Source organism: Streptomyces sp. NPDC032940, from assembly GCF_040636935.1.
Lineage (GTDB): Bacteria > Actinomycetota > Actinomycetes > Streptomycetales > Streptomycetaceae > Streptomyces.
The window spans coordinates 517,863-544,606 of record NZ_JBEZVJ010000001.1 but is presented as its reverse complement, the minus strand read 5'-3'; the positions used below and the strand labels follow the sequence as shown (position 1 = coordinate 544,606).

Annotated in this window: 27 protein-coding genes and 1 tRNA gene; 14 read left to right on the top strand and 14 right to left on the bottom strand. The window is 71.7% G+C overall.

The genetic code is table 11. The features are described from left to right. The 4 genes from AB0E77_RS02585 to AB0E77_RS02570 form a co-directional block, all read right to left on the bottom strand. Positions 1-182, bottom strand: a 182-nt coding sequence (locus tag AB0E77_RS02585) for a hypothetical protein (RefSeq protein ID WP_361564384.1), incomplete at its 3' end; no start/stop codon positions are given. 225 nt (positions 183-407) lie between these two features. Beyond that, the gene (locus AB0E77_RS02580) at positions 408-1,067 is read right to left on the bottom strand and encodes a response regulator transcription factor (protein ID WP_290439797.1); all 660 of its coding nucleotides are present in this window, start codon (positions 1,065-1,067) and stop codon (positions 408-410) included. 314 nt (positions 1,068-1,381) lie between these two features. Beyond that, on the bottom strand, positions 1,382-2,749 hold the full coding sequence (locus AB0E77_RS02575) for a sensor domain-containing protein (protein WP_361564381.1): 1,368 nt from the start codon (positions 2,747-2,749) through the stop codon (positions 1,382-1,384). 196 nt (positions 2,750-2,945) lie between these two features. Next, positions 2,946-4,175: a sensor domain-containing protein gene (locus AB0E77_RS02570; RefSeq protein WP_361564379.1), complete on the bottom strand. Its 1,230-nt coding sequence runs from the start codon at positions 4,173-4,175 to the stop codon at positions 2,946-2,948. 202 nt (positions 4,176-4,377) lie between these two features. Here AB0E77_RS02570 and AB0E77_RS02565 point away from each other — a divergent pair, with 202 nt between their 5' ends. The 12 genes from AB0E77_RS02565 (at position 4,378) to AB0E77_RS02510 (ending at position 16,228) form a co-directional block, all read left to right on the top strand. Further along, a complete protein-coding gene (locus tag AB0E77_RS02565; RefSeq protein ID WP_361564376.1) occupies positions 4,378-4,773 on the top strand; it encodes an NADH-quinone oxidoreductase subunit A in 396 nt (131 codons plus the stop codon). Next, on the top strand, positions 4,764-5,384 hold the full coding sequence (locus AB0E77_RS02560; protein ID WP_361564373.1) for an NADH-quinone oxidoreductase subunit B family protein: 621 nt from the start codon (positions 4,764-4,766) through the stop codon (positions 5,382-5,384). Before AB0E77_RS02565 ends, AB0E77_RS02560 begins: the two co-directional genes overlap by 10 nt. Continuing rightward, positions 5,381-7,003, top strand: coding sequence for an NADH-quinone oxidoreductase subunit C (locus AB0E77_RS02555; RefSeq protein WP_361564370.1), 1,623 nt, complete (start codon positions 5,381-5,383; stop codon positions 7,001-7,003). The genes AB0E77_RS02560 and AB0E77_RS02555 overlap by 4 nt, the downstream gene beginning before the upstream one ends. Then, entirely contained in the window at positions 7,000-7,968 is a 969-nt protein-coding gene (locus AB0E77_RS02550) for a complex I subunit 1 family protein (RefSeq protein ID WP_361564367.1), read from the top strand. The genes AB0E77_RS02555 and AB0E77_RS02550 overlap by 4 nt, the downstream gene beginning before the upstream one ends. Before the next feature lie 2 nt (positions 7,969-7,970). Next, on the top strand, positions 7,971-8,588 hold the full coding sequence (locus AB0E77_RS02545) for an NADH-quinone oxidoreductase subunit I (protein WP_361564364.1): 618 nt from the start codon (positions 7,971-7,973) through the stop codon (positions 8,586-8,588). Next, positions 8,585-9,193 carry an NADH-quinone oxidoreductase subunit J gene (locus AB0E77_RS02540; protein ID WP_361564361.1) on the top strand — a complete coding sequence of 203 codons (609 nt, stop codon included), beginning with the start codon at positions 8,585-8,587 and terminating at the stop codon, positions 9,191-9,193. Before AB0E77_RS02545 ends, AB0E77_RS02540 begins: the two co-directional genes overlap by 4 nt. Beyond that, on the top strand, positions 9,193-9,588 hold the full coding sequence (nuoK, locus tag AB0E77_RS02535; RefSeq protein WP_361564358.1) for an NADH-quinone oxidoreductase subunit NuoK: 396 nt from the start codon (positions 9,193-9,195) through the stop codon (positions 9,586-9,588). The genes AB0E77_RS02540 and nuoK overlap by 1 nt, the downstream gene beginning before the upstream one ends. After that, positions 9,585-11,579 (top strand): NADH-quinone oxidoreductase subunit L, encoded by a 1,995-nt coding sequence (locus AB0E77_RS02530; RefSeq protein ID WP_361564355.1) that lies wholly within the window; start codon positions 9,585-9,587, stop codon positions 11,577-11,579. The genes nuoK and AB0E77_RS02530 overlap by 4 nt, the downstream gene beginning before the upstream one ends. A 6-nt stretch (positions 11,580-11,585) precedes the next feature. Further along, positions 11,586-13,160 (top strand): NADH-quinone oxidoreductase subunit M, encoded by a 1,575-nt coding sequence (locus AB0E77_RS02525; protein ID WP_361564352.1) that lies wholly within the window; start codon positions 11,586-11,588, stop codon positions 13,158-13,160. Beyond that, positions 13,157-14,692 (top strand): NADH-quinone oxidoreductase subunit N, encoded by a 1,536-nt coding sequence (locus tag AB0E77_RS02520; protein WP_361564349.1) that lies wholly within the window; start codon positions 13,157-13,159, stop codon positions 14,690-14,692. Before AB0E77_RS02525 ends, AB0E77_RS02520 begins: the two co-directional genes overlap by 4 nt. Before the next feature lie 259 nt (positions 14,693-14,951). Further along, positions 14,952-15,815, top strand: a complete 864-nt coding sequence (gene htpX / locus AB0E77_RS02515) for a zinc metalloprotease HtpX (protein ID WP_361564346.1) — start codon at positions 14,952-14,954, stop codon at positions 15,813-15,815. Continuing rightward, entirely contained in the window at positions 15,812-16,228 is a 417-nt protein-coding gene (locus tag AB0E77_RS02510; RefSeq protein WP_361564343.1) for a YccF domain-containing protein, read from the top strand. Before htpX ends, AB0E77_RS02510 begins: the two co-directional genes overlap by 4 nt. A 305-nt stretch (positions 16,229-16,533) precedes the next feature. On the opposite strand, the gene AB0E77_RS02505 is transcribed toward AB0E77_RS02510, so the two are convergent. After that, complete coding sequence (locus AB0E77_RS02505; RefSeq protein WP_361564340.1) at positions 16,534-17,781, bottom strand: APC family permease; 1,248 nt, start codon at positions 17,779-17,781, stop codon at positions 16,534-16,536. Between the two features lie 140 nt (positions 17,782-17,921). On the opposite strand from AB0E77_RS02505, the gene AB0E77_RS02500 reads away from it, so the two are divergent. Beyond that, the gene (locus AB0E77_RS02500) at positions 17,922-18,188 is read left to right on the top strand and encodes a GlsB/YeaQ/YmgE family stress response membrane protein (RefSeq protein WP_225636269.1); all 267 of its coding nucleotides are present in this window, start codon (positions 17,922-17,924) and stop codon (positions 18,186-18,188) included. 86 nt (positions 18,189-18,274) lie between these two features. Here the strand turns inward: AB0E77_RS02500 and AB0E77_RS02495 are convergent, their stop codons facing one another. Beyond that, positions 18,275-18,763 (bottom strand): YajQ family cyclic di-GMP-binding protein, encoded by a 489-nt coding sequence (locus AB0E77_RS02495; protein WP_361564337.1) that lies wholly within the window; start codon positions 18,761-18,763, stop codon positions 18,275-18,277. Between the two features lie 236 nt (positions 18,764-18,999). On the opposite strand from AB0E77_RS02495, the gene AB0E77_RS02490 reads away from it, so the two are divergent. After that, positions 19,000-19,081: transfer RNA gene (locus AB0E77_RS02490), tRNA-Tyr, on the top strand. Between the two features lie 164 nt (positions 19,082-19,245). On the opposite strand, the gene AB0E77_RS02485 is transcribed toward AB0E77_RS02490, so the two are convergent. The 8 genes from AB0E77_RS02485 to AB0E77_RS02450 form a co-directional block, all read right to left on the bottom strand. Then, positions 19,246-20,613 carry a tyrosine-type recombinase/integrase gene (locus tag AB0E77_RS02485; RefSeq protein WP_361564334.1) on the bottom strand — a complete coding sequence of 456 codons (1,368 nt, stop codon included), beginning with the start codon at positions 20,611-20,613 and terminating at the stop codon, positions 19,246-19,248. Positions 20,614-20,684: 71 nt separating this feature from the next. Beyond that, complete coding sequence (locus AB0E77_RS02480; RefSeq protein WP_359251584.1) at positions 20,685-20,873, bottom strand: helix-turn-helix domain-containing protein; 189 nt, start codon at positions 20,871-20,873, stop codon at positions 20,685-20,687. A gap of 176 nt (positions 20,874-21,049) precedes the next feature. Beyond that, a complete protein-coding gene (locus AB0E77_RS02475; protein WP_361564331.1) occupies positions 21,050-22,207 on the bottom strand; it encodes a DUF3631 domain-containing protein in 1,158 nt (385 codons plus the stop codon). After that, positions 22,204-22,467: a hypothetical protein gene (locus AB0E77_RS02470; protein WP_361564328.1), complete on the bottom strand. Its 264-nt coding sequence runs from the start codon at positions 22,465-22,467 to the stop codon at positions 22,204-22,206. Before AB0E77_RS02470 ends, AB0E77_RS02475 begins: the two co-directional genes overlap by 4 nt. Positions 22,468-22,628: 161 nt before the next feature. Beyond that, entirely contained in the window at positions 22,629-23,531 is a 903-nt protein-coding gene (locus tag AB0E77_RS02465) for a bifunctional DNA primase/polymerase (protein ID WP_361564325.1), read from the bottom strand. Between the two features lie 89 nt (positions 23,532-23,620). Beyond that, on the bottom strand, positions 23,621-23,893 hold the full coding sequence (locus AB0E77_RS02460; RefSeq protein WP_361564322.1) for a hypothetical protein: 273 nt from the start codon (positions 23,891-23,893) through the stop codon (positions 23,621-23,623). A 15-nt stretch (positions 23,894-23,908) separates the two neighbouring features. Continuing rightward, complete coding sequence (locus tag AB0E77_RS02455) at positions 23,909-24,373, bottom strand: hypothetical protein (protein WP_361564319.1); 465 nt, start codon at positions 24,371-24,373, stop codon at positions 23,909-23,911. Positions 24,374-24,581: 208 nt separating this feature from the next. Continuing rightward, positions 24,582-26,690 (bottom strand): FtsK/SpoIIIE domain-containing protein, encoded by a 2,109-nt coding sequence (locus AB0E77_RS02450; protein ID WP_361564317.1) that lies wholly within the window; start codon positions 26,688-26,690, stop codon positions 24,582-24,584. Positions 26,691-26,744: the final 54 nt, after the last annotated feature.

Genomic DNA, 26,744 nt, shown 5'->3' with positions numbered 1-26,744 from the left:
GTCTCCGACGTGAAACGATCCCCGGTGAGCTGCATACCGTCACCGGAATCCCCGGCAAACCTGATGATCACCCGGTCCAGCCGGCGGACGTCCTTCGCCCCGACCGGTTTGCGCTGCGCTCCCACGACGGTCTCGTCGGTTCCGTCGGCCTGCTCCGCTGGGCTGCTGACCTGGCTGGTCACTGAACTGGACCTCCCTCGAGGCGGCTGTCCGGGGACTGGTCTCCCATGACCGTCCCGGGATCAACCCTACGTCCGCGGGTGTTGACTTCCGGTAGACATTCGCATGATGGACACGACCTCAAGAGGGCCCGGCACCCTGGCGGACCACGCTCCCCCGCCCCCCTGCACTGCTGAGGACGCCCCCGTCCGTGCCGTGGTTTCTCCCTCGTCCGGACGAGTCCCGGCTCAGGAATTCAGGTACGTGAGCACGGCGAGCACGCGCCGGTGGTCGCCGTCGCTGGGGGACAGGCCGAGCTTCAGGAAGATGTTGCTGACATGCTTCTCGACCGCCCCGTCGCTGACCACGAGCTGCCGGGCGATCGCGGAGTTCGTCCTGCCCTCGGCCATGAGCCCGAGGACCTCCCGCTCCCGCGGGGTGAGCCCGGCGAGGACGTCCTGTTTGCGGCTGCGGCCGAGCAGCTGCGCGACCACCTCGGGATCGAGCGCCGTACCGCCCTGGGCGACGCGCACCACCGCGTCCACGAACTCCCGCACCTCGGCCACCCGGTCCTTGAGCAGATAGCCCACGCCCCGGCTGGAACCGGCCAGCAGCTCGGTGGCGTACCGCTCCTCCACGTACTGGGACAGCACCAGCACGCCGAGCCCGGGGTGCGCCTTGCGCAGCTGAACCGACGCCCGTACGCCCTCGTCGGTGTGCGTCGGCGGCATCCGTACGTCCGCCACGACGACGTCCGGCAGCTCCCCCTGCGCGTCCAGCTCCGTGATGGTCTTGATCAACGCCTGCGCGTCCCCGACCCCGGCCACCACGTCGTGCCCGCGGTCGGTCAGCAACCGGGTCAGGCCCTCCCTGAGAAGCACCGAATCCTCGGCGATGACCACCCGCACCCTGTCCTCCACGATCTTCGGCCCCCCACAGCCAGACTCCGTGCACCCCGCGGCCCGCGCGGCCCACGCCGCGTCCACGAACCGTCCGTGCGACAGGTCCAGCATTCCAGCATCGGGGGCCGGATGCGTTCGTACGCCGGGAACGAAGGGGGAGAGCGGGTGGAAGAGGGGGAAGTCGGGGCGGCATTCGGACGTTCGGTGGCCGGATATCGATCATGCCGGCCGGCGCCCGGGGGGTAGGGGGCTCCGGCCGGCGGTGTGTCCGCGGTGTGTCCGCGGTCTGTTCGCGGCGCCGTCCTCGCGGCGGCGGCCGGTCAGCGGCGCACCGGATCCGTCCGCCACGGCAGTTCCGCCGTCACCCGGGTGGGGCCGCCGGCCGGGGAGTCCACGACGAGGATCCCGTCCACCGCGTCGAGCCGCCCGGCCAGTCCCGCCAGCCCGGAACCGGCGGACGCGTCCGCGCCGCCCACCCCGTTGTCGACGACCTGGAGCATCAGCCGGTCCTCGACGCGCCACACCTCCACGCTCGCCGCCGTGGCCCGCGCGTGCTTGCTGATGTTCTGCAGCAGCTCCGAGACGGTGAAGTAGGCGATGCCCTCGATCGCCGACGCCGGCCGCTCCGCCAGGTCCACCTCCACCCGCACGGGCACCGCGCACCGCGAGGCGACCGCCGACAGGGCCGCGTCCAGGCCGCGGTCGGTCAGCACGGCCGGGTGGATGCCGCGCGCCAGGTCCCGCAGCTCCTGCAGAGCCGTCTTCACCTCGCCGTGCGCCTCGCCCACCATGCGCGCCGCCTCCTGCGGGTCCTCCCGCAGCTTCTCCTTGGCCAGGCCGAGGTCCATGGCCAGGTTGACCAGGCGGGCCTGCGCCCCGTCGTGCAGGTCGCGCTCGATGCGGCGCAGGTCGGCGGCGGCCGTGTCGACCACGACGCCCCGGTCCGACTCCAGCTCCACCACCCGCGTCGCCAGCCGCGACGGCCCGAGCAGCCCGTGCACCAGCAGCCGGTCCACCGTGGTCAGGGCCCGGACGATCCACGGCGTCGCCAGGGTGACCAGCAGCCCGAGCAGCGCGGTCACGGTGACCTCGAAGGCGTTGTCCACATAGACGTGGTGCGTCTCGTCGCCGTAGAGCTGGATCCCGTCCTGGCTGGCGTACGCCGGGAAGACCCAGAACCACAGCGGATACGTGAGCATGGTCCAGCCGACCGCCCAGAAGGTGACGGCGACGCAGAAGGAGAACACCGCCCACGGGAACTGGAGCAGCGCGTACAGCAGGCTCCGCCAGGACGCGCCGCTCTTGAGGACGGCCCCCATCCAGGCCATCGCGCCCGGCTTGCGCATCCGCAGCGGCTCCGGCGCGGCCACGTCCAGGTCCAGCAGACCGCGCGCCCGGGCCCGCTCCAGCGCGCCGATCCCCCGGCAGCCGACGAGCCCGGCGGCCAGCACCGGGACGCCCAGGAAGGTCACCAGCAGCCCGGCGCCGAGCGCCATCATGGTGACGGCGTACGTGAAGAACGTGACCCCGATCGGCAGGCTCAGCAGCACGAAGCCGAACTCCCGCCAGCTGCGGCCCTCGAACGGTGCCCGCAGCCCCGCCGGCAGCCGGTGCCGCCGCGGACCGGCGTCCGAGGAAAGACCGGACCCGCTCCCGAGCCCGTAACCCTGTCCGTACTCCGTGGCCATCGGTGCCGTCCTTCTCCTCGACCTGTGGGTGTGCTTGTTCCGACTCCACCCTCCTCGACCGCACGCCCCCGGGCCATGCAGCCCGTCGGCGTCCTGGAAGGGGGGTTTTCCCCACCCCCGGCCGGTCGTCACGAGGGCGGGCACGCGAAACGCCCCGGCGCGGGAACGCCGGGGCGTGGGACCGGGGGCCGGCGCGCTACCGCGCGCGGGAGGCACCGTCCGAGCCGTCGGCGTCCGAACGGTCGCGCCACGGCAGCTCGGCCGTGATCGTCGTCGGGCCGCCCTCCGGCGAGTCGATCGCGAACAGGCCGTCGACCGCGCTCAACCGCTCGGCGAGCCCCTTCATCCCCGTGCCGCCGTCCAGCCGCGCGCCCCCGCGCCCGTCGTCGCCGACCTGCATGAGCAGCCGGTCGGCCGTCCGCCAGACCTCCACGGAGGCGGACCTCGCCCCGCTGTGCTTGCTCACGTTCTGCAGCAGCTCCGAGACGGTGAAGTAGGCGATGCCCTCGATCGCCGCCGCCGGCCGCTCCGTCAGGTCGACGGTCACCTTCACCGGCACCGTGCAGCGCGAGGCCACCGAGGACAGGGCCGCGTCCAGGCCGCGGTCGGTCAGGACGGCCGGGTGGATGCCGCGCGCCAGGTCCCGCAGCTCCTGGAGCGCCAGCTTCACCTCGCCGTGCGCCTCGTCGACCATCGCCGCCGCCGCGTCGGGATCCTCCAGCAGCTTCTCCTTGGCCAGGCCCAGCCCCATGGCCAGGTTGACCAGGCGGGCCTGCGCCCCGTCGTGCAGGTCGCGCTCGATGCGGCGCAGGTCCGCCGCCGCCGTGTCGACCACGACGCCCCGGTCCGACTCCAGCTCGGCGATCCGCCGCTCCAGCTCGTCGGAGGGCGACAGCAGCCCGCGCACCATCGCACGGTCCACGTTGGACATGCCGCGCGCGATGAACGGCAGCACCGGCCACAGCACGAACAGCGACGTCAGCGTGACGGTGAAGGTGACGACGCCCCACGGCAGCCGTATCAGCTCGTACAGGACCGTCCGCCAGCCCACCGGGTCCTTCAGCGCCAGCCACAGCCGGGCGAAGAACCCGCCCCGGCCCCGCCACGGCATCGGGCTCGGCTCCTCCACCCGCACCCCGAGCAGCGCCCGGGCCCGCGCCCGCTCCATCCTGCCCAGCACCCGCGCGCCCGACAGCCCGGCCGCGAGCAACGGCAGCCCGATCACCGTGACCGTCAGCCCGAAACCGGTGAACAGCATCGTCACGGTGTAGGTGAAACCGAGCAGTGCCACCGGAAGGTTCGCCAGCAGATGCGCGATCTCCTTCCAGGTGTGCCGGTCGAAGGCGAAACGGGCCGGTGGCAGGCGGTCGCCGTCCACTGCGCCGGAGTATCCGGCGTGCGTCGGGGACGAGAGGCGTTCGGTCATACGGGCCAGCGTGCCGTGCGGCGGGGCCCCACGCCATGAGGCGGACCGCCGGGCGTCCCCTGAGGAAAACCCCACCCCGGCGTCTCAAGGGGCGACGGGCTGCTTACCGTGTCTTTATCAGGCCCTAGACTCCCGTGCGTACAGATCGTCGGACAGCAGCGTTCAGGGTGCTCAGGGTTCGGACAGGGAGTGAGGGACGGACGTGCCGGAACCGACTGTCGGCATCGCGGCAGACTACTTCCAGTCCTACTCGGTCGTCGGACTGCTCGCCGTCGTCGGCGTACTCTTCGTGGCAGTGGCCTTCGGCGCGGGGCGCCTGCTGCGGCCCGTGGTCCCGACGCCCGAGAAGCTCCTGACCTACGAGTGCGGAGTCGACCCCGTCGGCGAGGGCTGGGCCCACACCCAGGTCCGCTACTACGTCTACGCCTTCCTGTACGTGATCTTCGCGGTGGACTCGATCTTCCTCTTCCCGTGGGCGACGGTCTTCGCCGCCCCCGGGTACGGCGCCACGACGCTCGTGGAGATGTTCGTCTTCCTCGGCTTCCTCGCCGTGGGCCTGCTCTACGCATACAAGAAGGGCGTCCTGTCATGGACGTGAACCCCTCCGCTCCCGGTCCCGCCGCCGAGCCGGTGCCGCTTCCGGAACCCAAGCGGCTCGGCGCGCTCGCGCGGCTCGCCCCCGAACCCATGAAGGTCGTCCTCAACTGGGGCCGCCGCTACTCGCTCTGGGTCTTCAACTTCGGCCTCGCCTGCTGCGCCATCGAGTTCATCGCCGCGTCGATGGCCCGCCACGACTTCATCCGCCTCGGCGTCATCCCGTTCGCGCCGGGCCCCCGCCAAGCCGACCTGATGGTCGTGTCGGGCACGGTCACCGACAAGATGGCGCCCGCCGTCAAGCGCCTCTACGAGCAGATGCCCGAGCCGAAGTACGTCATCTCCTTCGGCGCCTGCTCCAACTGCGGCGGCCCGTACTGGGACTCCTACTCCGTGACGAAGGGCGTCGACCAGATCATCCCGGTCGACGTCTACGTCCCCGGCTGCCCGCCGCGCCCCGAGGCGCTGCTCCAGGGGATCCTCAAGCTCCAGGAGAAGATCGCCCGGGAGTCGCTGGGGGAGCGCTACGGCACCTCGCCGCGCCCGTCGGCGGCAGCGCTGCAGAGCGACCTGGTGCAGCCGCCCGTCCCCGGCCCGGGGGAGGAGGCACGATGAGCGCGGTCGGCTGGCTGCCCGCCGGCGCCGAGGAACTCTTCGGTACGGACGCCACGGCCGAGGAGTCGTACGACGTCCTGACCGTGGACGTGCCGCCGGCGGCCTGGATCTCCGCCCTGGAGACGGCCCGCGACCGGCTGGGCTGCACGTACTTCGACTGGCTGAGCGCGGTCGACGAACCGGGCACGGGTTTCCGCGTCGCGGCGCACGTGGCCGCCCTCGCACCGGTCCGCCGGCTGCTGGTGCGCACGACCGTGCCACACGAGTCCCCGGCCCTGCCCACCGCCGTCGCGGTCTACGCGGGCGCGGCCTGGCACGAACGCGAGACGCACGAGATGTTCGGCGTCGTCTTCGAGGACCATCCCGCGCTGGACCACCTGCTGCTGCCCGAGGGCTTCGAGGGCCACCCCCTGCGCAAGGACTTCGTCCTCGCCGCCCGCGTCGCCAAGGCCTGGCCCGGCGCGAAGGAACCCGGCGAGTCCGACCACGGCGGCCCCCGACGCCGTCAGATGCTGCCCCCCGGCGTCCCCGATCCCAACGAATGGGGCCCGCTGAAGGGCCAGCTCCCCCCTGCCCCGGCCCGCCCGGCCCGCGGTGCCGCCCGAGCAGCGGGCGACCGCCCGGCCCGCGCGGCAGGCGAACGCCCGGCCCGCCGCATGCGCACGGCAGCCCAGGGCTCCGCCGGCCAGACAACCCCGGCCGCGGAAGCGCCGGGCCCGGGGACCTCGGGCACGCAAACGCCGGGCACCGGGACGCCGGCCGCGGAGGCGCCGGGCACCGGGACGCCGGCGACCGGAGCCCAGCCGACCGGAACGCCGGGCACCGGAGCCCCCGGTACCGGAACCCCTGACACCGGAGCCCCGGGTACCGCAACCTCTGTGCCTGAGACCCCGTCGGCAGCGCCGGCCCGCCCCGCGCGCCGCGCCCGGAGCGCGAGCGAGGGGTCCGCGTCGCAGCGGCCGGAACCGGCACCGGCACCGGAGAGCCCGGCGGGCGCGCCCGCCGGACAGGGCGAGGAGGCCGTCGGGCCGAGTACACCGTCCGCCCGCCCCGCCCGCCCCCCACGCCGCGCCCGGAGCGCGAGCCAGGGCTCGGCCTCCCAGCGGACCGGCTCCACCGAGGGCCGTCCCGCCGAGCCCGGCCCGGCCGACGAGGCCGACCAGCCCGGCGCCGCCGGGGAGCCCGCCGCGCCGAAGTCCGCCGCGCCGAAGTCCGCCGCGCCACCGCGCAGCCCCGACGCACCCTGGCACCACGCCCGCCCCGCCTTCGACGAGCCCGCGAAGCCCGAGACGCCCGCGGAAGCCGCGACGCCCGCGAAACCGGAGACGCCCGCAGACCCGGAGACGCCCTCGAAGCCGGAGACGCCCGCAGACCCGGGGACGTCCGAGGGGCTCGAAACGCCCGCAGACCCGGGGACGTCCGCGAAGCCCGAGACGCCCGCGGAAGCCGCGACGCCCGCGAAACCGGAGACGCCCGCAGACTCGGAGACGCCCGCGGAGCCCACGGACGGGCCCGACGGCAGGCGGAGCGCGGACGACGGCGCGAGCCCGGACACCGACGAACAGCCGCCCCCCGCCCGCCCCGAAACCCCCGACGACCGCCCAGGAGGCCCGCAGTGAACGACGCGCTCGACGTCACCCTGCGCCTCCTGGTCGTCTTCGTCGTCTTCCTCACCTTCCCCCTGATCGTCGGTCAGACCGAGCACAAGGTGATGGCCCACATGCAGGGCCGCCTCGGCCCGATGTACGCCGGTGGCTTCCACGGCTGGGCGCAGCTCGTCGCGGACGGCGTGAAGTTCGCGCAGAAGGAGGACGTCGTACCGGCGGACGCCGACCGCCGTGTCTTCCAGCTCGCCCCCGCCGTGGCCCTGCTGCCCTATCTCCTCGTCCTCCTGGCCATCCCCATCGGCCCCGGCGAGGGCGCGGTGGGTCAGGTCCTCGACGCGGGGATCTTCTTCGTGCTCGCCGTCATGGGTGTCGGCGTCCTCGGCTCCCTCATGGCCGGCTGGGCCTCCGCCAACAAGTTCTCCCTCCTCGGCGGCCTGCGTACCGCCGCCCAGCTCCTCGCCTACGAACTCCCGATGCTGCTCACCGCCGCATCCGTCGCGATGGCGGCCGGCACCGTCTCGCTCGTCGGGATCCTCGACGCCTTCGCGTGGTGGTGGCTGCCCTGGCAGATCGTCGGCGCGATCGTCTTCTTCGTCGCAGGCCTGGCCGAACTGCAGCGTCCCCCCTTCGACATGCCGGTCGCCGACTCCGAGATCATCTTCGGCGCCTACACCGAGTACACCGGCCTGCGCTTCGCCCTGTTCCTCCTCGCCGAGTACGCCGGGATCGTGGTGCTGTGCGGCCTGACCACCGTCCTCTTCCTGGGCGGCTGGCACGGCCCCTGGGGCGCCGACGGCCTCGGCTGGGTCTGGACCCTGCTGAAGACCGCCGTCCTCGCCTTCGTCGTGATCTGGCTGCGCGTCACCTACCCCCGTCTGCGCGAGGACCAGCTCCAGAAACTCTCCTGGACCCTCCTCGTCCCCCTCTCCCTCGCCCAGATCGCCCTCACCGGCATCGTCAAGGTGGTGATCCAGTAACCATGTCCCCCGTCCCCGGCTCCGGCCTGGCCAAGGGCCTGGCCGTCACCCTCCGCACGATGACGAGGAAGACCGTCACCGAGCAGTACCCGGACACCCAGCCCGACCTCCCGCCCCGCACCCGCGGCGTGATCGGCCTGTTCGAGGAGAACTGCACGGTCTGCATGCTGTGCGCCCGCGAGTGCCCCGACTGGTGCATCTACATCGACTCCCACAAGGAGACGGTGCCGGCCGCGACGCCGGGCGGCCGCGAGCGCAGCCGCAACGTCCTCGACCGCTTCGCCATCGACTTCTCCCTGTGCATGTACTGCGGTATCTGCATCGAGGTCTGTCCTTTCGACGCGCTGTTCTGGTCCCCCGAGTTCGAGTACTCCGAGACGGACATCCGCGACCTCACCCACGAGCGCGACAAGCTCCGCGAGTGGATGTGGACGGTCCCGGCCCCGCCCGCCCTCGACCCCGGCGCGGAGGAGCCGAAGGAACTCGCCGCCGCCCGCAAGACCGCCGACAAACTGGCCGCCCAGCAGGAGGCCGAACAGGCGGCACAGGCCGAGCAGTCCGGGCAGTCCGCGCAGGCCGAGCAGTCCGGTCCCGTCGAGCCGAAGGAAGGAGAGTCGTGACCCTCGCCGCCGCGCACCCCGGCTTCCTGTCGCCGACCGGCGTCGAGATCGCCTTCCTCCTCGTCGGCCTCGTCACCTTCGGCGCCGCCGTCGTCACCGTCACGACCCGGCAGCTCGTCCACGCCGCCCTGTGGCTGGTGGTGGCCCTCGGCGGCCTCGCCGTCGAGTACCTCCTGCTCACCGCGGAGTTCATCGCCTGGGTGCAGGTCCTCATCTACGTCGGTTCCGTCGTCGTCCTCCTCCTGTTCGGTCTGATGCTCACCAGAGCCCCGATCGGCCGTTCCCCGGACGCCGACTCCGGCAACCGCTGGGCCGCCCTCACCGTGGCCGTCGCCGCCGGGGCGGCCCTCGTGTGGGTCGTCGCCGACGCCTTCCGGACCACCTGGATAGACCTGGACGGCCCGGCCGCCGGCTCCACCGCCGTGACGGGCGCGAGCCTCTTCCAGAACTGGGTCCTCCCCTTCGAGGCCCTCTCCGTCCTCCTCCTCGCCGCCCTGGTCGGCGCGATCGTCCTGTCCCGCAGGACCAAGGCGGAGCGAGCGGCCGGCCCCGGCGCCCCGGCAGCCACCGGGAACGGTGCCGCCGACAAGGACGGTGTCCGCTGATGCACCTCGCCTATCCCGCCGTTCTCTCCGCCCTCCTGTTCTGCACGGGTCTGTACGGAGTCCTCGCCCGCCGCAACGCGATCCTGGTCCTGATGTCGGTCGAGCTGATGCTCAACGCCGTCAACCTCAACCTGGTCGCCTTCGACGTCTGGCTCAGCAGGACCGCCGAGGAGACCCTGCACTCCGGGCAGGCCCTGACCCTGTTCACCATCGCCATCGCCGCCGCCGAGATCGGCATCGGCCTGGCGATCGTGCTCGCCGTCCACCGCAACCGCGGCACCGCGGACATCGACCGGCTCCGCGGCACCGCCGAGGGCCACGACCCGGGCGAACCCGACGGCTCCGACACCGACGCCCCGGCGACCGGGACGGAGAAGGCTGAGGCCACCGCGTGACCACGACCACCCTCGCCGTACTCGTCCCCCTCCTGCCCTTCCTGGGCGCGGTCGCCGGCCTGCTCCTCGGCCGCACCGCACCCGGATTCGTCCGCCCGCTCGCCGTCCTGCCCACGCTGGCGGCCGTCGTCCTCGCCGTCCTGGTCGCCGCGCGCCAGGGCGGTGGCCGGGCCGTCGACGCCGTCACGGAACTGACGCCCACCGGCTCCGTTCCCGTCGAGCTCGCCCTGCACATCGACGGCTTCGCCGCCCTCGTTGCCGTCCTGGTCGGCTGCGTCGCCACCTGCGTCCAGCTCTACTCGACGGCCTACCTGCGCGACGACCCGCGCTACCCCTCGTACGCCGCCCTGGTGTCCCTGTTCACCTCCGCCATGTTCCTCGTCGTCTACTCCGGCGACCTGATGGTGCTGCTGGTCGGCTGGGAGATCATGGGCATCTGCTCGTACTTCCTGGTCGGCCACTACTGGGAGACCCCCGAGGCGCGCGCCGCCTCCCTCAAGGCCTTCCTGGTGACCAAGCTCGGTGACGTCCCCTTCCTCATCGGTCTGCTCGCACTGGCCACCGAGGCCGGCTCCTTCCGCATCACCAAGATCCTCGGCGCGGTGGCGAGCGGCTCGATCGACCACCCGACCCTGATCGCCCTGCTGCTCCTGGCCGGCGTGGCGGGCAAGTCGGCGCAGTTCCCGCTGCACACCTGGCTCCCCGACGCGATGGCGGGCCCGACCCCCGTGTCCGCGCTCATCCACGCCGCGACGATGGTCGCCGCCGGTGTCTATTTCATCGCCCGGCTCCTTCCGCTCTTCGAGGCCTCACGGGCCGCGATGGTCGTCCTCGCCGTCATGGCCGCCGTCACGATGGTCGGCTCGGCGCTCGCCGCGCTCGCCCAGGACGACATCAAGCGTGTCCTCGCCTACTCGACCATCGGCCAGCTCGGCTACATGACCGGCGCGCTCGCCGCCGGCGACCGCGGTGCCGCCGTCTTCCACCTCCTCACGCACGGAGCCTTCAAGGCCCTGCTGTTCCTCGCCGCCGGCGTGATCATCCACGCCGCCGGCACCAACTCGCTGGCCGCCATGTCCCGCATGCGCGACCTGCGCAGCCGCGTCCCCGACGCCTACTGGACGATGACCGTGGCGCTGCTCGCACTCGCGGCGATCCCCCCGTTCAGCGGCTTCTTCTCCAAGGAGTCCGTCCTCGTCGCCGCCGAACACGTCGCCACCGGCCACACCGAGCACGCGCCCGGCGCCGCCGGCTGGACCGTCCTGATCGCCGGTCTGATCACGGCGGTGCTCACCGCCGCCTACGCGACCCGCCTGTGGCTGCTGGCCTTCCGCGGCCGCGGCGCCGAGGCCCCCGACCACGGCAGGCAGCCGCTGGTCATGAACGCCGTGCTCTGGATCCTCGCCCTCCCCTCCCTCGCCCTCGGCGGACTGGCCTTCCGGCTACTGCCCGACTGGTTCGACGGCACCGACCTGACCCCGACCCTCACCACGTCCGTGCTCGGCACCGGCGTGGCCCTGGTCGGCGGCATCGTCACCTACGCGGCCTGGCGGCACACCACCGCCCTCGCCCCCGGCGTCCCGCTGGGCGCGGTCGCGGCCCACCCCGACGCCGACGCCGGCCAGGTCGAGGCCGAGGCCATCGCCAGCCACACGCCCGCCTACGGCGACGTGGCCTCCGCGCCGGACCCGGCCGACCCCGGGCGGCTGCTGCTCGGTCCGCTGCACCGCCACGCGGCCGCCGGCTTCCACCTGGACGCCGTGTACTCGGCCCTCTTCGTCCGCCCGGTCCAGGCCGGAGCGAGCCTCGTCCGGTTCCTCGACCGCGAGGTCGTCGACACCTACGTCCGCGGGGCGGGCGCCCTGCCCCGCTGGCTCGGGGCCGCCGTACGCCGTGCCCAGACCGGCAATGTGCAGACCTATGTGAGCGCGCTGCTCGCCGGCACCGTCGTCCTCGCGGTCGCCGCCGTCCTCGTCGCCACGGGAGCGTGAGCAGGCGTGATCGATATCAACGAGTCCGTGATGCAGTTCCTTCTGGCGTTCGTCGTCGTCGGCCCGCTCCTCGGCGCCGCCGCGGCACTCCTGCCGGCCCCGCCCGGGCTGAAGGGGAAGTCACCCGAGCAAGCGGTGCTCCGGCACGGTGTGACCGTGACCGGCGCCGTCCTGCTCGCCGCGATCGTCCTCGTGCTCGGCTTCGACCACGACCATCCGTCGAAGATGCAGGCCGGCACGGACATCAGCTGGATCCCCGCACTCGACGTGCGCCTCCACCTCGGCATCGACGGCATCTCCCTCCCCCTGCTGGTCCTCACCGCGCTGCTGACCTTCCTGTGCGCGCTCTACTCGTACTTCAAGCTGCCCGCGGGCCCCAGCCCGAAGGCCTTCGTCGCGCTGGTGCTCGTCCTCGAGTCCGGCACCCTCGCGACCTTCGCCGTCCTCGACCTGATCCTGTTCTTCCTCGCCTTCGAGACGGTCCTCGTCCCGATGTACTTCCTCATCGCCCGCTGGGGCGGCGAGGGACGGGCCCAGGCCGCCTGGAAATTCATCCTCTACACGCTGCTCGGCTCCGTCGTCATGCTGCTCGGCCTGCTCCTGATCGGAATCAGGGCGGGCACATTCGACATGGTGGCACTCGCCACTGACAACGGCCGGTCGCTGACCACGTCCGTGCAGGTCATCGCCGTTCTGGCGATCGGGATCGGGCTCGCGGTGAAGACCCCGATGTGGCCGCTGCACAGCTGGCTGCCCGACGCCCACACCGCCGCCCCGACCGTCGGCTCGGTACTGCTGGCCGGCGTCCTGCTGAAGATGGGCACGTACGGGTTCGTCCGCATCCTCCTCCCGGTAGCCCCGGACGGCTTCCGCACCTTCGCGCCCTACCTCGCCGCCTTCGCCGTCGTCGGGATCATCTACGGCTCCCTGGCCTGCCTGGCCCTCGCCAGACGGGGCGCGAAGGGCGACCTCAAGCGCCTCATCGCCTACTCCTCCGTCGGCCACATGGGCTTCGTGCTGCTCGGCATCGCGAGCATGACCCCGACGGGCGTCAACGGCGCCCTGTTCGCCAACATCGCCCACGGCCTCATCACCGGCCTGCTCTTCTTCGTGGTCGGCGCCCTGAAGGACCGCACCGGCACCACCGACCTCGACACCCTCGCCGAGGAGACGGGCGCCGCCCTGTACGGCAAGGCGCCCCGCCTGGGCGGCCTGCTCGCCTTCGCCGCGGTCGCCTCGCTCGGCCTGCCGGGCCTGGCCGGCTTCTGGGGCGAGATGCTGGCCCTGTTCGGCGCCTTCGACCCCGCCGCCGGCCTCAGCCGCCCGGCCTTCCTCACATTCATGTCACTCGCCGCCTTCGGCACCCTGCTGACCGCCGCGTACATGCTGATCGTGGTCCGCCGCGTCTGCATGGGCGCCGCCCCGCAGGAATCCCCGAAGCTCACCGATGTACGCACCTACGAGTTCGCCGCCTGGACCCCGCTCGTCGTCCTCACCGTCGTCGCCGGACTGTGGCCCAAGACCCTGCTCGGGCTGACCGACCCGGCCGTGCAGCAGCTCCTCTCAGGAGGCACCCGATGAGCTCCCTGGCCCAGCCACTGGCCGAGCCCCTGGCCCAGAACCTCGTCCAGTCCGTGGACTGGCTCGCCATCGCACCGCCCACCCTCACGGCGGTCGTCGGACTCGTCGTCCTGGTCGCCGACCTGTTCGTCCCGGACGCCCGCAAGCCGCTGCTCGGCTGGATCTCGGTCGCCGGACTCGCCGCCGCCGCGCTCCTGCTGCTGCCCCTGGTGAACGACGACCGCTCGACGTTCTGCCTCACCGGCGACGCGGGCACGTGCAGCTACACCGCCGACACCTTCACCCTCGCCATCCAGTTCCTGGTCCTCGGCGGCGCACTCCTGGCCGCCCTGCTCTCGGTCACCGCCGTGAAGGACGCCGACCGGGGACTGCCCGAGGGCGAGTTCTGGTTCCTGCTGCTCTCCTCCGCGGCCGGCGCCGCCCTCCTGCCCGCCTCCCGCGACCTCGCGACCCTCGTCGTCGCCCTGGAGGTCGCCTCCCTGCCCGCCTTCGCCCTGGTCGGCCTCCGCCACGGAGACCGGCGCTCCTCCGAGGCCGCGCTGAAGTTCTTCCTGTCCTCGGTCACCGCGACCGCGGTCAGCCTCATGGGCATCAGCTTCGTGTACGCCTCCACCGGCACCCTGTACCTCACCCGGGTGGCCGACCGCGTCCAGCACGTCGACGGGCAGCTCACCACGCTCACGCAGACCGGCGTCGTCCTCACCCTCGTCGGCTTCGCCTTCAAGACGGCCGCCGTGCCCTTCCACTTCTGGGTGCCCGACACCTACGTCGGCGCCCCGCTGCCCATCGCGGCCTACCTCTCCGTCGTCGGCAAGGCCGTCGGCTTCTCCGGCCTGATCCTCGTCACGGTCGTCGCCCTCCCGTCCTACGCCGACGCGTGGGGGCCCGCCCTCGCGGCACTGGCGGCGCTCACCATGACCGTCGGCAACGTCGGGGCCCTGCGGCAGCAGGCCACGCGCGCGTACAGCGCGGTACGCCTGCTCGCCTGGTCGTCCGTAGGCCAGGCCGGCTACCTCCTGGTGCCGATCGCCGCCGCCGGATACTCCGACGACCCCGAACGGTCGATCGGCTCCACCGTCGCCTACGCCCTCATGTACGCCGCCGTGAACCTCGGCGCCTTCGCCGTGGCCGCACTGGTCGGCCGTACCAGGGCCCTCAACCGCGTCGCCGACTACCGCGGCCTGTACGCGACCAACCCGCTGACCGCCCTGCTCCTCGCGTTCTTCCTGCTCTGCCTCGCCGGCCTGCCGCCAGGCGTCATCGGCCTCTTCGCCAAGGTCACCGTCTTCTCGGCGGCCGTCGACGCGGGCCTCGGCTGGCTGGCCGTCGTCATGGCCGCCAACGTCGTCATCGCCCTGTTCTACTACCTCCAGTGGACGGCCCTGCTGTTCCGCGCACCCGAGGGCGAGGCCGCCCGGCACCGCCTGCCCGCCCCGCTCACGGCCGCGATCACCGCGACCGCGGTCCTCGCCGTCGCCCTGTCCGGAGCGCCCCAGCTCGTCCTGCGCTTCGCCGACACCGGGCTCTTCTGAGCGACAGCCGCGCATCGGCACGCGCGCGTGGGGCACCCGGCCCCACGCGCGCGTGCCGTAGACCAGGGCATCACCCGGGCGGCCCACGCGCCCGGCCGTGCCCGCCGGGGAACTGGCGGCCGTCGCCTGGCGTTGACCAGTACGGAAGGGTCCACTGGACGTGACATCACGACCAGTGGCAGCGGAGACCAGGAAGCAACCACAGCGAGCGAGACAGCAAGCAAAGGGTTCCCCTGCTGCACGACTTGGAGGGCGTACCGTGCACCGCCGGCACAACGGGCTCAGAACCGCAGTACTCCTCGGGGGACTGTCCGCGCTCATCATCCTCATCGGCAGCTTCTTCGGCCGAGCGGGCCTCGTCGTCGCCGTCCTCGTAGCCCTGGGAACCAACGCGTACGCCTACTGGAACAGCGACAAACTCGCCCTGCGTGCCATGCGCGCCCGCCCGGTGAGCGAGTTCGAGGCCCCTGCGCTGTACCGCATGGTCCGGGACCTCTCCACCCAGGCCCGCCAGCCCATGCCCCGCCTCTACATCTCCCCGACGGAGGCCCCCAACGCCTTCGCGACCGGCCGCAACCCGCGCAACGCCGCGGTGTGCTGCACGGAGGGCATCCTGCGCCTGCTCGACGAGCGCGAGCTGCGCGGTGTCATCGGGCACGAGCTGAGCCACGTCTACAACCGCGACATCCTGATCTCGTCGGTCGCCGGCGCCCTGGCCTCCGTGATCATGTTCCTGGTCAACTTCGCCTGGCTGATTCCGATCGGCCGGTCGAACGACGACGACGGGCCCGGCCTCCTGGGCATGCTGCTCATCATGCTCCTCGGTCCCATCGCCGCCAGCCTCATCCAACTGGCGATCAGCCGTTCCCGGGAGTACGAGGCCGACGCGTCAGGGGCCCAGCTCACCGGCGACCCGCTGGCCCTCGCGGGTGCGCTGCGCAAGCTCGACGCGGGCACCAAGCAGCTCCCGCTGCCGCCGGAGCCCCGGATCGAGACGGCCAGCCACATGATGATCGCCAACCCGTTCCGACCGGGACAGGGGCTGTCGAAGATGTTCTCCACCCACCCGCCGATGGCGGAGAGAATCGCCCGGCTCGAAAAGATGGCAGGTCGTCAGCGATGAAGACCATCCTCAACATCATCTGGCTCGTCCTCAGCGGATTCTGGCTGTTCCTCGGCTACCTGGCCGCGGGTCTGCTGCTCTGCATCACCATCATCGGCATCCCGTTCGGCATCGCGGCCTTCCGCATCGGCGTCTACGCCCTGTGGCCCTTCGGGTACGCGGCGGTCGAGCGACGCGACGCGGGAGCGGCCTCCTGCATCGGCAATGTGCTGTGGCTGCTCCTCGCCGGCTGGTGGCTGGCCATCGGCCACATCGTCACCGGCATCGCCCTGTGCGTCACGATCATCGGCATCCCGCTCGGCATCGCCAACTTCAAGCTGATCCCCGTCTCGTTGCTCCCGCTGGGCCGCGAGATCGTGCGCACGGACCAGCCGTTCACCGCCACCGCCGGGGCCCGCCGGACCGACTGGTAGACCGGGGGAGGGGCGGGACGGACCGCCGTTTCTCCACAGCCGCGAGGTTGTCCACAGGCTCCGGCGGCATCCGGCCGCGGGCCGCATCATGAAGCCATGACCGCGAGCGAGCAGTTGACGGCGCGAACGACGCCGAAGGCCCCCGACACCCACCCACGGCACCGGACTCCCCTCCTCGGCCCCCTCGCCGGGGCGAAGCCCCGCCCCGCCCTCTGCGTCCGCCCGCCCGGCACGACGTCAGGCACCGGCGCCAAGAGGCAAGGCAGGGACGGGAGACGACCCCGTGGACCCACAGCCGCGGAGTCCTACCGCGGAGCGCCCGGCCACCCCCGCACGACATACGCCACCACCCCCACGGCCAGCACCCCCACACCCACGATCACCGAAACCACCGGCAGGGAGAACGCCAGCAGGGCACACCCGGCCAGCCCCAGCACCGGTACGACCCGCGCCATCGGCACCGGCTCCAGCGTCCAGGCCGACGCGTTGGCCACCGCGTAGTACGCCAGTACACCGAAGGAGGAGAACCCGATCGCGCCCCGCACGTCCACCGTGGCGGCCAGGACGGCGACCACCGCGCCCACGGCCAGCTCCGCCCGGTGCGGCACCTGGTACCGCGGGTGCACAGCGGCCAGCGCGCCGGGCAGGTGATGGTCCCTGGCCATGGCCAGAGCCGTCCGCGAGACGCCCAGGATCAGCGCGAGCAGCGAGCCGAGCGCCGCGACGGCGGCACCCGCCCGCACGACCGGCACCAGTCCCGGCACGCCGGCCACCCGGACCGCGTCGGCCAGCGGCGCGGTCGCCTGCCCAAGACCCGTCGGCCCCAGCACGGAAAGGACGGCCAGCGCGACACACCCGTACACGGCCAGCGTGATGCCCAGAGCCAGCGGAATCGCCCGGGGGACGGTGCGCGCCGGATCCCGTACCTCCTCGCCGAGGGTGGCGATCCGGGCGTACCCCGCGAAGGCGAAGAACAGCAGCCCGGCCGCCTGGAGCACCCCGCCGACGCCGCCCGACAGACCGATGCCGAGCCGTCCGGCGTCGGACCGCCCCGAACCCAGGCACGCCACCACCACGGAAGCGAGGACAGCCAGCACCACCGCCACGATCACCCGCGTCAGCCAGGCGGACTTCCGGATCCCGCCGTAGTTCACCGCGGTCAGCGCCACCACGGCCGCGACCGCCACCGCGTGCGCCTGCCCGGGCCAGACGTACGCACCCACGGTGAGCGCCATGGCGGCACAGGACGCCGTCTTGCCGACGACGAACGACCAGCCGGCCAGGTACCCCCAGAAGTCCCCCAGCCGCTCGCGTCCGTAGACGTACGTGCCGCCGGAGGCCGGATACCGGGCCGCCAGCCGCGCCGACGAGGTGGCGTTGCAGTAGGCCACCACCGCGGCCACGGCGAGGGCGGGCAGCAGCCCCGACCCGGCCGCGTGCGCCGCGGGCGCCAGAGCGGCGAAGATCCCGGCACCGAGCATGGAACCAAGCCCCACGATCACCGCGTCGCGCACGCCCAGCGTGCGCCGCAGTTCCGGTCCCGCAGCTGTCATGGGCCGCACCCTACTGATCGACGCAACCACCGGGAGCGGCCGTGACGTCCTCCTCACCAAGAAGACATGAACACACGCGGAGGTACGAGCCCACGGCGCTCGGACAGCGCGGGCACAGCGAGAAGGGGCAGGGTCACGGCATGACCGTCATCAGCTGGATCATCCTGGGACTGTTGGCCGGAGCCATAGCCAAGTTCCTGTTGCCGGGCCGCGACCCGGGCGGCTTCATCGGCACGACCGTCATCGGTATCGCGGGCGCGTTCATCGGCGGCTGGATATCGGCCCGCTGGCTGGACCACCCGATCAGCAAGGACTTCTACGACGGCGCCACCTGGGCGGCGGCCATCGGCGGCTCGCTGGTCCTGCTGATCGCCTACCGCATCCTGTTCGGCAACTCGCGCGACTGACCCGCCCCGACGGCACCGGACGACGACGAAGGGCGGGCACCCCCACAGGGGCGCCCACCCTTCGTCTACCGGACGGGTCCGTCACCTCACCGGTAGTTGACGAACTGCAGGGCGAAGTCGAAGTCCTTGCCCTTGAGCAGCGCGATCACGGTCTGCAGGTCGTCCCGGCTCTTCGAGGAGACCCGCAGCTCGTCGCCCTGCACCTGGGCCTTCACGCCCTTGGGGCCCTCGTCGCGGATGATCTTCGCCACCTTCTTCGCGTTGTCCTGGGAGATGCCCTCCTCGATCGACGCGAAGATCTTGTACTCCTTGCCGGAGAGCTGGGGCTCACCCGCGTCCAGAGCCTTCAGCGAGATGCCGCGCTTGATCAGCTTGGACTGGAAGACGTCGAGGATGGCCTTGACCCGGTCCTCGGAGTTGGCCTCCATGAGGATCTTGTCCCCGGACCACGAGATCGAGGCACCCACGCCCTTGAAGTCGTAGCGCTGGGAGATTTCCTTGGCGGCCTGGTTGAGGGCGTTGTCGACCTCCTGCCGCTCGACCTTCGAGACGATGTCGAAACTGGAGTCGGCCATGTCCTGTGGCTCCTTGTATCTGGGTGCGTGTCGGGCCGCGTATCGGGTCCGTACCGGCATACGTGGGCGGCCGCCGAGCCCGGCGGGGGTCCTCGGCCGCATCCGGACAAGCCTAGCCACCCCCCGCGCCCGGGGCGGAGATCAATCGGGTGGCGAAGCACCCCTCCCTATCGGGTATTGTTTACGTCGTTGCCACGGAGCACCGCCGCAAGACGGTGCGAAGGGCGGCAAACCTTGGCGGTGTGCCCGAGCGGCCAAAGGGAGCAGACTGTAAATCTGCCGGCTCAGCCTTCCCAGGTTCGAATCCTGGCGCCGCCACAAGACCGAAAGGGTCTGTGATCAGCAGCAATGCTGATCACAGACCCTTTCGGCGTTGACGAGCATGATCTGATCGCTATGGGTGCTTTTTCCCGGTGTGTCTCACCCTGTTTCGGGTGCTGACCAGTCCGTGTGGGGCAGACGTGGGGCAGCTTCCGGGCGTCCTAGCTGTCATTCTTCAATGCCCGCTCGATGCGAGCGTTCGCCGTGGCGGCCCCGCCGTCCAGGCACTTCGCGTACACCCGGAACAGCACAGCCACGCTGTGGCCGGCGCGAGCGGCCACTTCCTGCGGCTCCACGCCTGAACTGAGCCACGTGGACACGGCCGCGTGGCGAAGATCATATGGACGCTTCGCCAGCAGCGACGCGCACTGAGCGGGCGTGAGTGCACGTGCGCGCGCTTCCGCCCACACCTCGCCGTATCCGGTGTCCTGGATGAGCCCGCCGCGTTGGGTACGGAACAGTCGCCCATCGGGGGCGACTCCGTAGGCCGTGACGTGCCACCGCAACAGGTTCACGAGATCAGGCGGGATCGGCACGGTGCGGACCGCCTTCCGAGGCCGGTGTTTGAGGCCCCGCCGGTCGTGTGCTTCGCCGCTGTCCGTCCAGGCCGACCCCGACCGCGGACGGGTCTCCCGGAGCCGCAGGGTCCCCCACCCTCGGCGGGGCAGGTCGCAGTCTTGCAGGCGCAGGCCGATGACTTCCGCCGGCCGTGCCGCCGCGTAGTACATGCACCCGAAGAATGCGACCAGGCGGCGCCCACGGGCGCTCTGTGTCCGCACGGCGTCGAGCAGTGCGAGCGCCTGCCGGGGATCGGGCACTGAAGCGGGATCCAGTTCCTCGGCCACCTGCTCCGGAGCCTTCCACTGAACCTGTGGCAAGGGGTTGTCCGTCAGACGGCCGGCGTCGACGGCGTAGCCGAGCGCGTTGTGGAAGATGGCCCGCTTCCGACGGATGGTCGACGCGGACGCCGTGGTGCCGTCCAGTTTCATGGTCAGGGCGTCCAGAGCGGCGCGCACGCGCATCCGGTCGGCCAACGAGGACGTGGGCAAGGACTTCCGCTCGAACCAGGCCAGCACGGCGGTCACCTCGTCCGGCGGTTCCAGGTCGCGGCGGCTCACGTTGAATGCCCAGCTGTAGAGAGCCGTCCGTACCGTCTTGGCGTCGGCCATGCCCTTGGTGTCCTTGACGAGAGCGGGCGTGACGGTGGCCATTGCTTCTGCGAGCGTCCGGCGTGTCGAGCCGGGGGAGTGCTGCCACTTCATCTCGATGTACTCGCGGGCGTGCTGGTACCAACTCACGTCGTTGCGCTGCCGAAGCTCGGAGAGCGGCACCCCGGTGGCCTCGTCGAACGGCTCGCCGTCGTGCGCCGCCCGCAGCAACTGAGCACGCCGGCCCTCCGCCAGTGTCTTGGTGCGGAACGTCTGGGAGTGCGGGGTGTCGCCCGTCTTCCAGCGCAATTCCGCAGAGGACTGTCCACGGTCCTTCCGCTGCCGGACGGACCAGATTCGAACGTCGTACGTCTTCCCCATCGGGGGACCTTCCTGCGAAAGGGGCCCGGCATGAGCCGGGCCCCTTGGGTCGTGTCGGTGAATTGATGCGGTCAGTAGGCGGGGGAGTCCAGACGGCTGAGCCAGTCGTCCAGGTCGTTGCGGCGCACCCGCAGGTGACCGTTGGGCAGCTTCACGAGTCGCGGTGCCTGCCCACGGGCGCGCATGCGGTAGAAGGCGGCGCGGCTCATGCCGATCTCGTTGAGGACTTCGGGGAGCTTGAGCATCTTGGTGCCGGCCAAGGTGGTGACTCCTTCGCGGGGTGAAGACTCTCGGGGGCCGTCTCAGAAGTCCGCTACAGCCGCTACACCGCTACATCGCAGGTCAGTGGGTGGTTTCCTGTAGCGGAGGGGTGGCGTGTAGCGGCTACGCACGCGCTACGGCGGTGTCTGCGTAGCCGCTACACGCTGCGGTGCCGCTACAGATTCGGGGGCTCTGAGCTGGGCTGTAGCGGCGTAGCGGCTGTAGCGGTGTTCTGGGGGGCGGGGCAGTAGCGGGCCCACGCGTCTTCCAGGTCCGAGGCGTGGAAGCCCTTGAGGACTCCGCCAGCGGTGCGGATGTTGCGGGAGCGGATCGGCTCGTTGTCGGCCGTCATGTACTCCCCGAGCATCCGCGAGAGGCGCCGGTTGTCGAGCGGTTTGCCGTCCAGGTCGGCCCAGGGGGCGTCGTCCAGGGCGTTGAGCCGGTCGAGGATGGCGATGGTGGGCAGGCGGTCGATGCCGATGAGGACGTGGTCGCGCAGGTCGGTGAGCAGCCGGATTCCGAGACTGTGCTTGTCGGTGTACTGCGAGGCGGTCACCAGCGTCACGCACGATTCCCGGGCCCGTCGGGGCCAGTCGCCGCCGACGGCGTCCGCGACGGCGAGCAGCGGCTCCCACACGTCGGCGGGCCGATCAGTGACGCCGTCGGGCATCTCGGGCCAGGCCCCGACGACGGAAGCGCGAGCTTGCTCCGCCCACTGCGCGAGCCGGTCACGCAGCTTGTGCCCCTCTGCCTCGTGGACGCGGGCCCGGAACGGTTCCACTCGTTCGTTGCGGGCCCGGCGGCGCATCCGGATGACGACCGAGCGGGTCATGATCGTGTCGGGGAGGTTGCCTAGTCCGGCGACCGCGACCGCGCAGTACGACGGGAAGGCTTGCACGGTCTGGTTACCGCCGTCGCCGATGCACCGGTAGGTCACCCCGGAGCGACGATGTCCGGCGTTGAGGAAACCGCGCAATTCCTCGTTGTCCCCGGCCTTGGGGCCAAAGATCGTGTCGATCTCATCGAACAGGATCGTCGGCCGACCATCGGCCCCCGAAACCGCCCGGAACAGGGCGGCGGCGGACGCGTTGACGGCGACCATGGGGTGTGGCACGAGGGTTTCCACAATCTCCAGCGCCCGCGACTTGCCCGATCCCGGCTCGGGGGAGAGGAAGGCGAGCCGGGGGGTGGAGTCGAAGCAGTCGAGCAGGTGGGCGTGTGCGTCCCACAACGCGACGGCGACGTAGGCGGCCTCGTGCGGGAAGACGTTGAACCGGCGATGGAAGGCTTCCACCTCGTTGAGCAGTGCGGCCCCGTCGATGCTGGGGGTCATGCGGCGGCCCTCCCTTCATGGGGTGCGGCGGGTGTGCCGGTGCAGAAGTGCTTGTGGGCGGCGTACTCGGTGATCAGCGCGGCCACGGCGTCCTGTCCGCGGGCGGTGCGGGTTTGGCCGCAGGAGCAGGCGTATGCGGCGGTGGGGGTGGCGCTGTACCGCTTGGACCAGCGGGCGCCGTCCCAGTGGTCGCGGTAGACCGGCGGAGCGTAGACGCGGATGCCGGGCCGCTCCGGCGTCGGATCTGCGTCGGGGCGCACGTCGTGGGCCGGGAACCGGTCAGAGCGAAAGGCAGTGACGACGCCCTGACGGGCGGCGCCTTTCGGCTCGCCCACGGCCGCCGGCGCCGGGCCCGGTCGGGCGGCGTGCGGGTCGGTGGGTGCGGCCGGTTGGCCTTCCAAGTGGGGGCGGCCGGGGGTGCTCATGCCGCCTCCCGGGGTCGGGCGGTGCGCAGGGAGCTGTCCAGGGCGCTGCGGATGGTGGTGCGGCACTCGGCCGGGGTGAGTCCCACGGTCTCTCCTGCCGCTTGGAAGGCCTCCTCTGCCACGTTCCGGGGGAGGTCGCCCCACGCGACGAATCGGCCCACCTTGAACGCGCTGCGGTTCAGCGTGACGTTCCGCAGCCCCTCCGGCGCTGCGGTCACGTTCGCGCATTCGGCTTCCAGCGCGGCGACGGCCGCCCGGCTTCCATCCACCGCAGGAAGCCGCAACGGGCCCATCGGGCGGGCGGGGGCGGGTTGCAGGCTGCTCAGTAGCCATCCGGGCAGTGCGGCCGTCTCCGGGGCGTTCAGAGCCTCGTAGGTTCCAGTGGGCAGGGTGCTGCCGGCGGCGACGACGTAGCCACCCCACGCGCGGGTGTCGACCGAAGCGGCCACGGTGCCCGCGGTGTTGGCCAGCCGCACCCCGGACGGGGCGGTGAAGTACAGGTGCTGTCCGCCGCTCGCGGTCCGGGTGCGGAAGGTGATGGGGACGGTGTGCCCGGCGCGCTCGCAGAGCGCTCGAAAGGTTGTCGCGCCGTCAGGCGCGTCCGGACTGCCTTTGTGCTCTGGCGTGTCCAGGTCGATGACGATCAGCCCGGACGGGCCGGTGGCAATCCCGACGTTGAACGGCGCCCGCTCCCACGCAGCACGGATGCGGTCCGGGTCGGTGGTGGCCCGGTCCTCCCACTTGCGATGCCCGTCGGCGCATGGCCCGGTACGGGGGCAGGCGGTCTCTCCGTGCAGGGCCGGGCGCTTGGTGCCGGGACGGAGCGGGAAGACGTGCCAGCCGCGTTCGGCGGCGTCCAGCGCTGCGGACAGCAGCACGGACGGGGGGTTATGGGTCATGCTGGTTGTCTCCAGTCCTGTCGAAGGGTGCTGGGTGACAAGGGCGGCCCCGCGGCTTTGGCGAGACGAGGGGGCCGCCCTTGGCGTAGCTAGGGGTGCGCCCGGTGTGAGGGCGTGTCGGGGGTGAAGGTGAGGGAGGTGGCGCCGTCGGTGGGGTGCCAGCCGTGGACGTGGATGCGCTGTTCGTGGTGGGACTGGTCGGTGCGGTCGCAGATCAGGCGGCCGTCGGCGGTGAGGGTCCAAGCGGGGGCGTCGCCGTAAGCGATGGTCAGGTCCGCGAGGGCGCCGTCCTCGGTGTCGGTGTTACGCCGTCCGCACAGGTCGCAGATGGCGACGATGCACGTGATCGTGGTGAGCGCCATGGGGGTCCTCTCCGGTCAGCCGTGGAAGTGGTTGCGCTTGAAGACGGCCCGCCGGATGTTCACCGTGGTCCCGCCCTTGTGGCCGCTCACGCTGAGCACCTGTACGGCGACCCAGCCGCCGAAGATGACGGCGGCGAGGGTGATGAGCTGGGTGATGAACGCGGTGAGCGCGGCGATGAACGAGGTGAGCAGGATGAGTCCGCCGCACACCGCGAGGACCCCGGCGCCCCCGAGGGCGACGTTCACCGCCGTCCGCGAGACGGCCGGCTTGACGGCGACCGGCTCGGGCTGGGTGGGGTTGATGGCGTAGCCGGTGACGACGCGACCGTCCGGCAAGACGATGCTCGCCACAGCCGGGACGGCCCCGGGCTGCACGGCCACGACCTGCGCCGGCACGACGGCGGCGGGCTGCAGCGGGGCCGGGTGGTGCACCTCGATCGCCCGCTGTGCGGGCACGTGCGGAGTGTTCTCGGGGTACATGCGGAATCCCTTCCGAACGTTGGTCAGGGAGGCGGAGACACCCCCTGCCGGGGGGTGCTGTGGAGGGGTGTTTCGGGGGTCTGACCTGCGGGCCTCCCTGACTCCCTGAACGATCATTCGTGCAGGTCAGAGCCAGGGAGGCAGGGCAGGGAGGCGGTCAGGGAGTTCTCCCTGCCTCCCTGCCCCACCGAGGGTCAACTCCCTGCCGTCATTCGACGGAAGCGGAACCGTCTCCGTCGCGGTTGGCGAGGGCGCGGGTGACCCGGTCGCGGGCGACGCACATGACGCCGTCGGACTTGTACGGGCTGGCACCGGCGGCGTCGAGGACGCGCTTGAGATCGAGGAACGACCAGTCGCCGTAGGCGTCCGTGTTCCGCGCGGCGAGCCGGGCGAGCACGTCCTTGGTGCGGACGCGGGGCGCGTCGCCGATGACGGCGGCGATGTCGGCGAGCGGGTCGTGCTTCGGGCCGCGGTCGATGGCGTGCAGGGTGGTGACGCCGTCGCGTAGGGCCTTGGCCCGGTCGGTGATCGCCACGGCCGCTTCGTCATCGATGTAGTGCGTGCGCACCGTGATGGACGACTGTCCGGCCGGGATGGTGATGCCGTCCGAGGCGACGACCAGAGTTCCCCGGTCCAGGCCCGGACGCAGCAGGTTCGGGGCCGCGCCGCCGTCGACGGCCTTGTCCCCGAGTGCCATGCGGGCCTGCGACTCGGTGCCGAGGGCGAGGGAGGCGCGGGTGTGGGCGCCCTCGCGAACGAGCTTGGGCAGGTTCTCGTTGGTCGGGTCCTGCGTGCCCTGCCACATCAGCACGTTGACCGCGCGACCCTGGTTGTGGATCTTCCGGACGGCCATGAAGTACCGGGAGTTGGCCTTGGACCCGCCATACGGGCGCTTGTCCTCGTCCTTGGCCGGGCACATGAACGCGACCTGCGCCTCATCGACCAGCACGATCAGGGGCGGGAACGTCGTGCCGGGCGGGGCCTGGATACGGCGGTTCATCTCGTCCACTGCACCCTCGACCATCTCGGTCACCTGGATGACGTGCTCATCGGTCGGCCCCTGGATCAGGGTGGTGGCGAGGCCGTCGAACATGGCCCAGTCGCCGACGCCCTTGAGGTCGCCCATGAGGAACTGCACCGACTTGTCCAGGGCGAGCCACAGGGCCAGGGAGCGCAGGGCCACGGTCTTGCCCTGGTTGGACAGACCCGTGATCAGCAAGTGGCGCTGGTACAGGGACAGGGCGGCGGCATCCCCGCGCAGGTCCTGTCCCCAGGGAGCCCGGCCCTTGGCGTAGTCGGCGGTCATCGTCTCGTCGGTGACGAGCGGGGACGGGCCGATCGGCTCGTCCAGTGCACCCGAGTCGGCGATCCACAGCCGCACCGTCCGCGCCGCCTGCGGGATGGTGATGAACACCTCGTGTTCGTGCCGGGTCAGGTTTTCGGCGAGCTTGCGCCGCCGGTTCTGCACCTCGATCGTGGACACCCCGGAGGGGAGGGTCACGTCGACTTCCACGCCGCATCCGGCGATCCGGATCGGGCCCAGCATGGAGGCGCCGGCGTCGCCCATCTCCTTGATGGCGTTGCGCAGGGCCGGGACTCCGAGGTCGCGCAGGGCCTTGACCACGATGGACGGCGTGATTGGCTCACCTTCGCCCGACCGGACGTTCGCGGGAAGTGCCCACTGGGGGGCGGCCTGCTGGTGCCGGCCGACGCCCCACAGGGCGAGCAGTGCGAGGAACGGGCCGATCGTGATCGCCGGGCCCCAGACGATCTGCACGATCCGGATGAGCAGGGCGATGAAGTCGATCGTCGCCGACAGCGGGGTGATGACGTCACCGACCTGGCCCGTGTTGATGGCCAGCACGACCCCGAGGGCGATCAGCACGCCGACGCTCATACCGGCCCCGACGGCGACGCCCTTGGCAGCGTCCAGCGGGGAGTGGAGCAGATCCATGCGACGCCGGTGGCGGGCCTCCCGGAAGCGCTGCCCGCGCTCCTCCCATTCGGCTGCGGCCTCGTAGTTCCCGGCGGCCTCGGCGGCACGGAGCAGACGCTCGTAGCGGGCGGCGGTGCGGCCGTCCCACGTGCGACGGGCCACGATCCGGGCGCCACCGGCCACGTAGAGGCTGTGCCGGGCCACCGCACGCGCGGCCGTCGTGGTCCGCTCGTCGGTGGCCAGACGCTTGACGGCCCGTCCGGAGCGCACCCACAACGGCACCGGCGAGGGGGCCGGCGGGTCGGGGACCACGGTCAGCGTGGTCACGTTGTCGGCGGGCGGGTCGGTGTGCTTGTGCAGGTGAACGACGTTCTCAGACATGCTGGAAGTTCTCCTGACTGCCCCTGCGGGGCGGGAGGTAGGGAGAGCCGGGGT

Excerpts from the sequence above, each read along its gene's own strand:
- AB0E77_RS02460 (WP_361564322.1), bottom strand. The coding sequence starts at position 23,893 with ATGGCGCTCACCACGATCACGTGCATCGTCGCCATCTGCGACCTGTGC.
- AB0E77_RS02485 (WP_361564334.1), bottom strand. The coding sequence starts at position 20,613 with ATGGGGAAGACGTACGACGTTCGAATCTGGTCCGTCCGGCAGCGGAAG.
- AB0E77_RS02505 (WP_361564340.1), bottom strand. The coding sequence starts at position 17,781 with ATGACAGCTGCGGGACCGGAACTGCGGCGCACGCTGGGCGTGCGCGAC.
- AB0E77_RS02570 (WP_361564379.1), bottom strand. The coding sequence starts at position 4,175 with ATGACCGAACGCCTCTCGTCCCCGACGCACGCCGGATACTCCGGCGCA.
- AB0E77_RS02560 (WP_361564373.1), top strand. The coding sequence starts at position 4,764 with ATGGACGTGAACCCCTCCGCTCCCGGTCCCGCCGCCGAGCCGGTGCCG.
- AB0E77_RS02510 (WP_361564343.1), top strand. The coding sequence starts at position 15,812 with ATGAAGACCATCCTCAACATCATCTGGCTCGTCCTCAGCGGATTCTGG.
- AB0E77_RS02545 (WP_361564364.1), top strand. The coding sequence starts at position 7,971 with ATGTCCCCCGTCCCCGGCTCCGGCCTGGCCAAGGGCCTGGCCGTCACC.
- AB0E77_RS02475 (WP_361564331.1), bottom strand. The coding sequence starts at position 22,207 with ATGACCCCCAGCATCGACGGGGCCGCACTGCTCAACGAGGTGGAAGCC.
- AB0E77_RS02520 (WP_361564349.1), top strand. The coding sequence starts at position 13,157 with ATGAGCTCCCTGGCCCAGCCACTGGCCGAGCCCCTGGCCCAGAACCTC.
- AB0E77_RS02450 (WP_361564317.1), bottom strand. The coding sequence starts at position 26,690 with ATGTCTGAGAACGTCGTTCACCTGCACAAGCACACCGACCCGCCCGCC.
- AB0E77_RS02575 (WP_361564381.1), bottom strand. The coding sequence starts at position 2,749 with ATGGCCACGGAGTACGGACAGGGTTACGGGCTCGGGAGCGGGTCCGGT.
- AB0E77_RS02495 (WP_361564337.1), bottom strand. The coding sequence starts at position 18,763 with ATGGCCGACTCCAGTTTCGACATCGTCTCGAAGGTCGAGCGGCAGGAG.
- AB0E77_RS02455 (WP_361564319.1), bottom strand. The coding sequence starts at position 24,373 with ATGTACCCCGAGAACACTCCGCACGTGCCCGCACAGCGGGCGATCGAG.
- AB0E77_RS02465 (WP_361564325.1), bottom strand. The coding sequence starts at position 23,531 with ATGACCCATAACCCCCCGTCCGTGCTGCTGTCCGCAGCGCTGGACGCC.
- nuoK (WP_361564358.1), top strand. The coding sequence starts at position 9,193 with ATGCACCTCGCCTATCCCGCCGTTCTCTCCGCCCTCCTGTTCTGCACG.
- AB0E77_RS02555 (WP_361564370.1), top strand. The coding sequence starts at position 5,381 with ATGAGCGCGGTCGGCTGGCTGCCCGCCGGCGCCGAGGAACTCTTCGGT.
- AB0E77_RS02500 (WP_225636269.1), top strand. The coding sequence starts at position 17,922 with ATGACCGTCATCAGCTGGATCATCCTGGGACTGTTGGCCGGAGCCATA.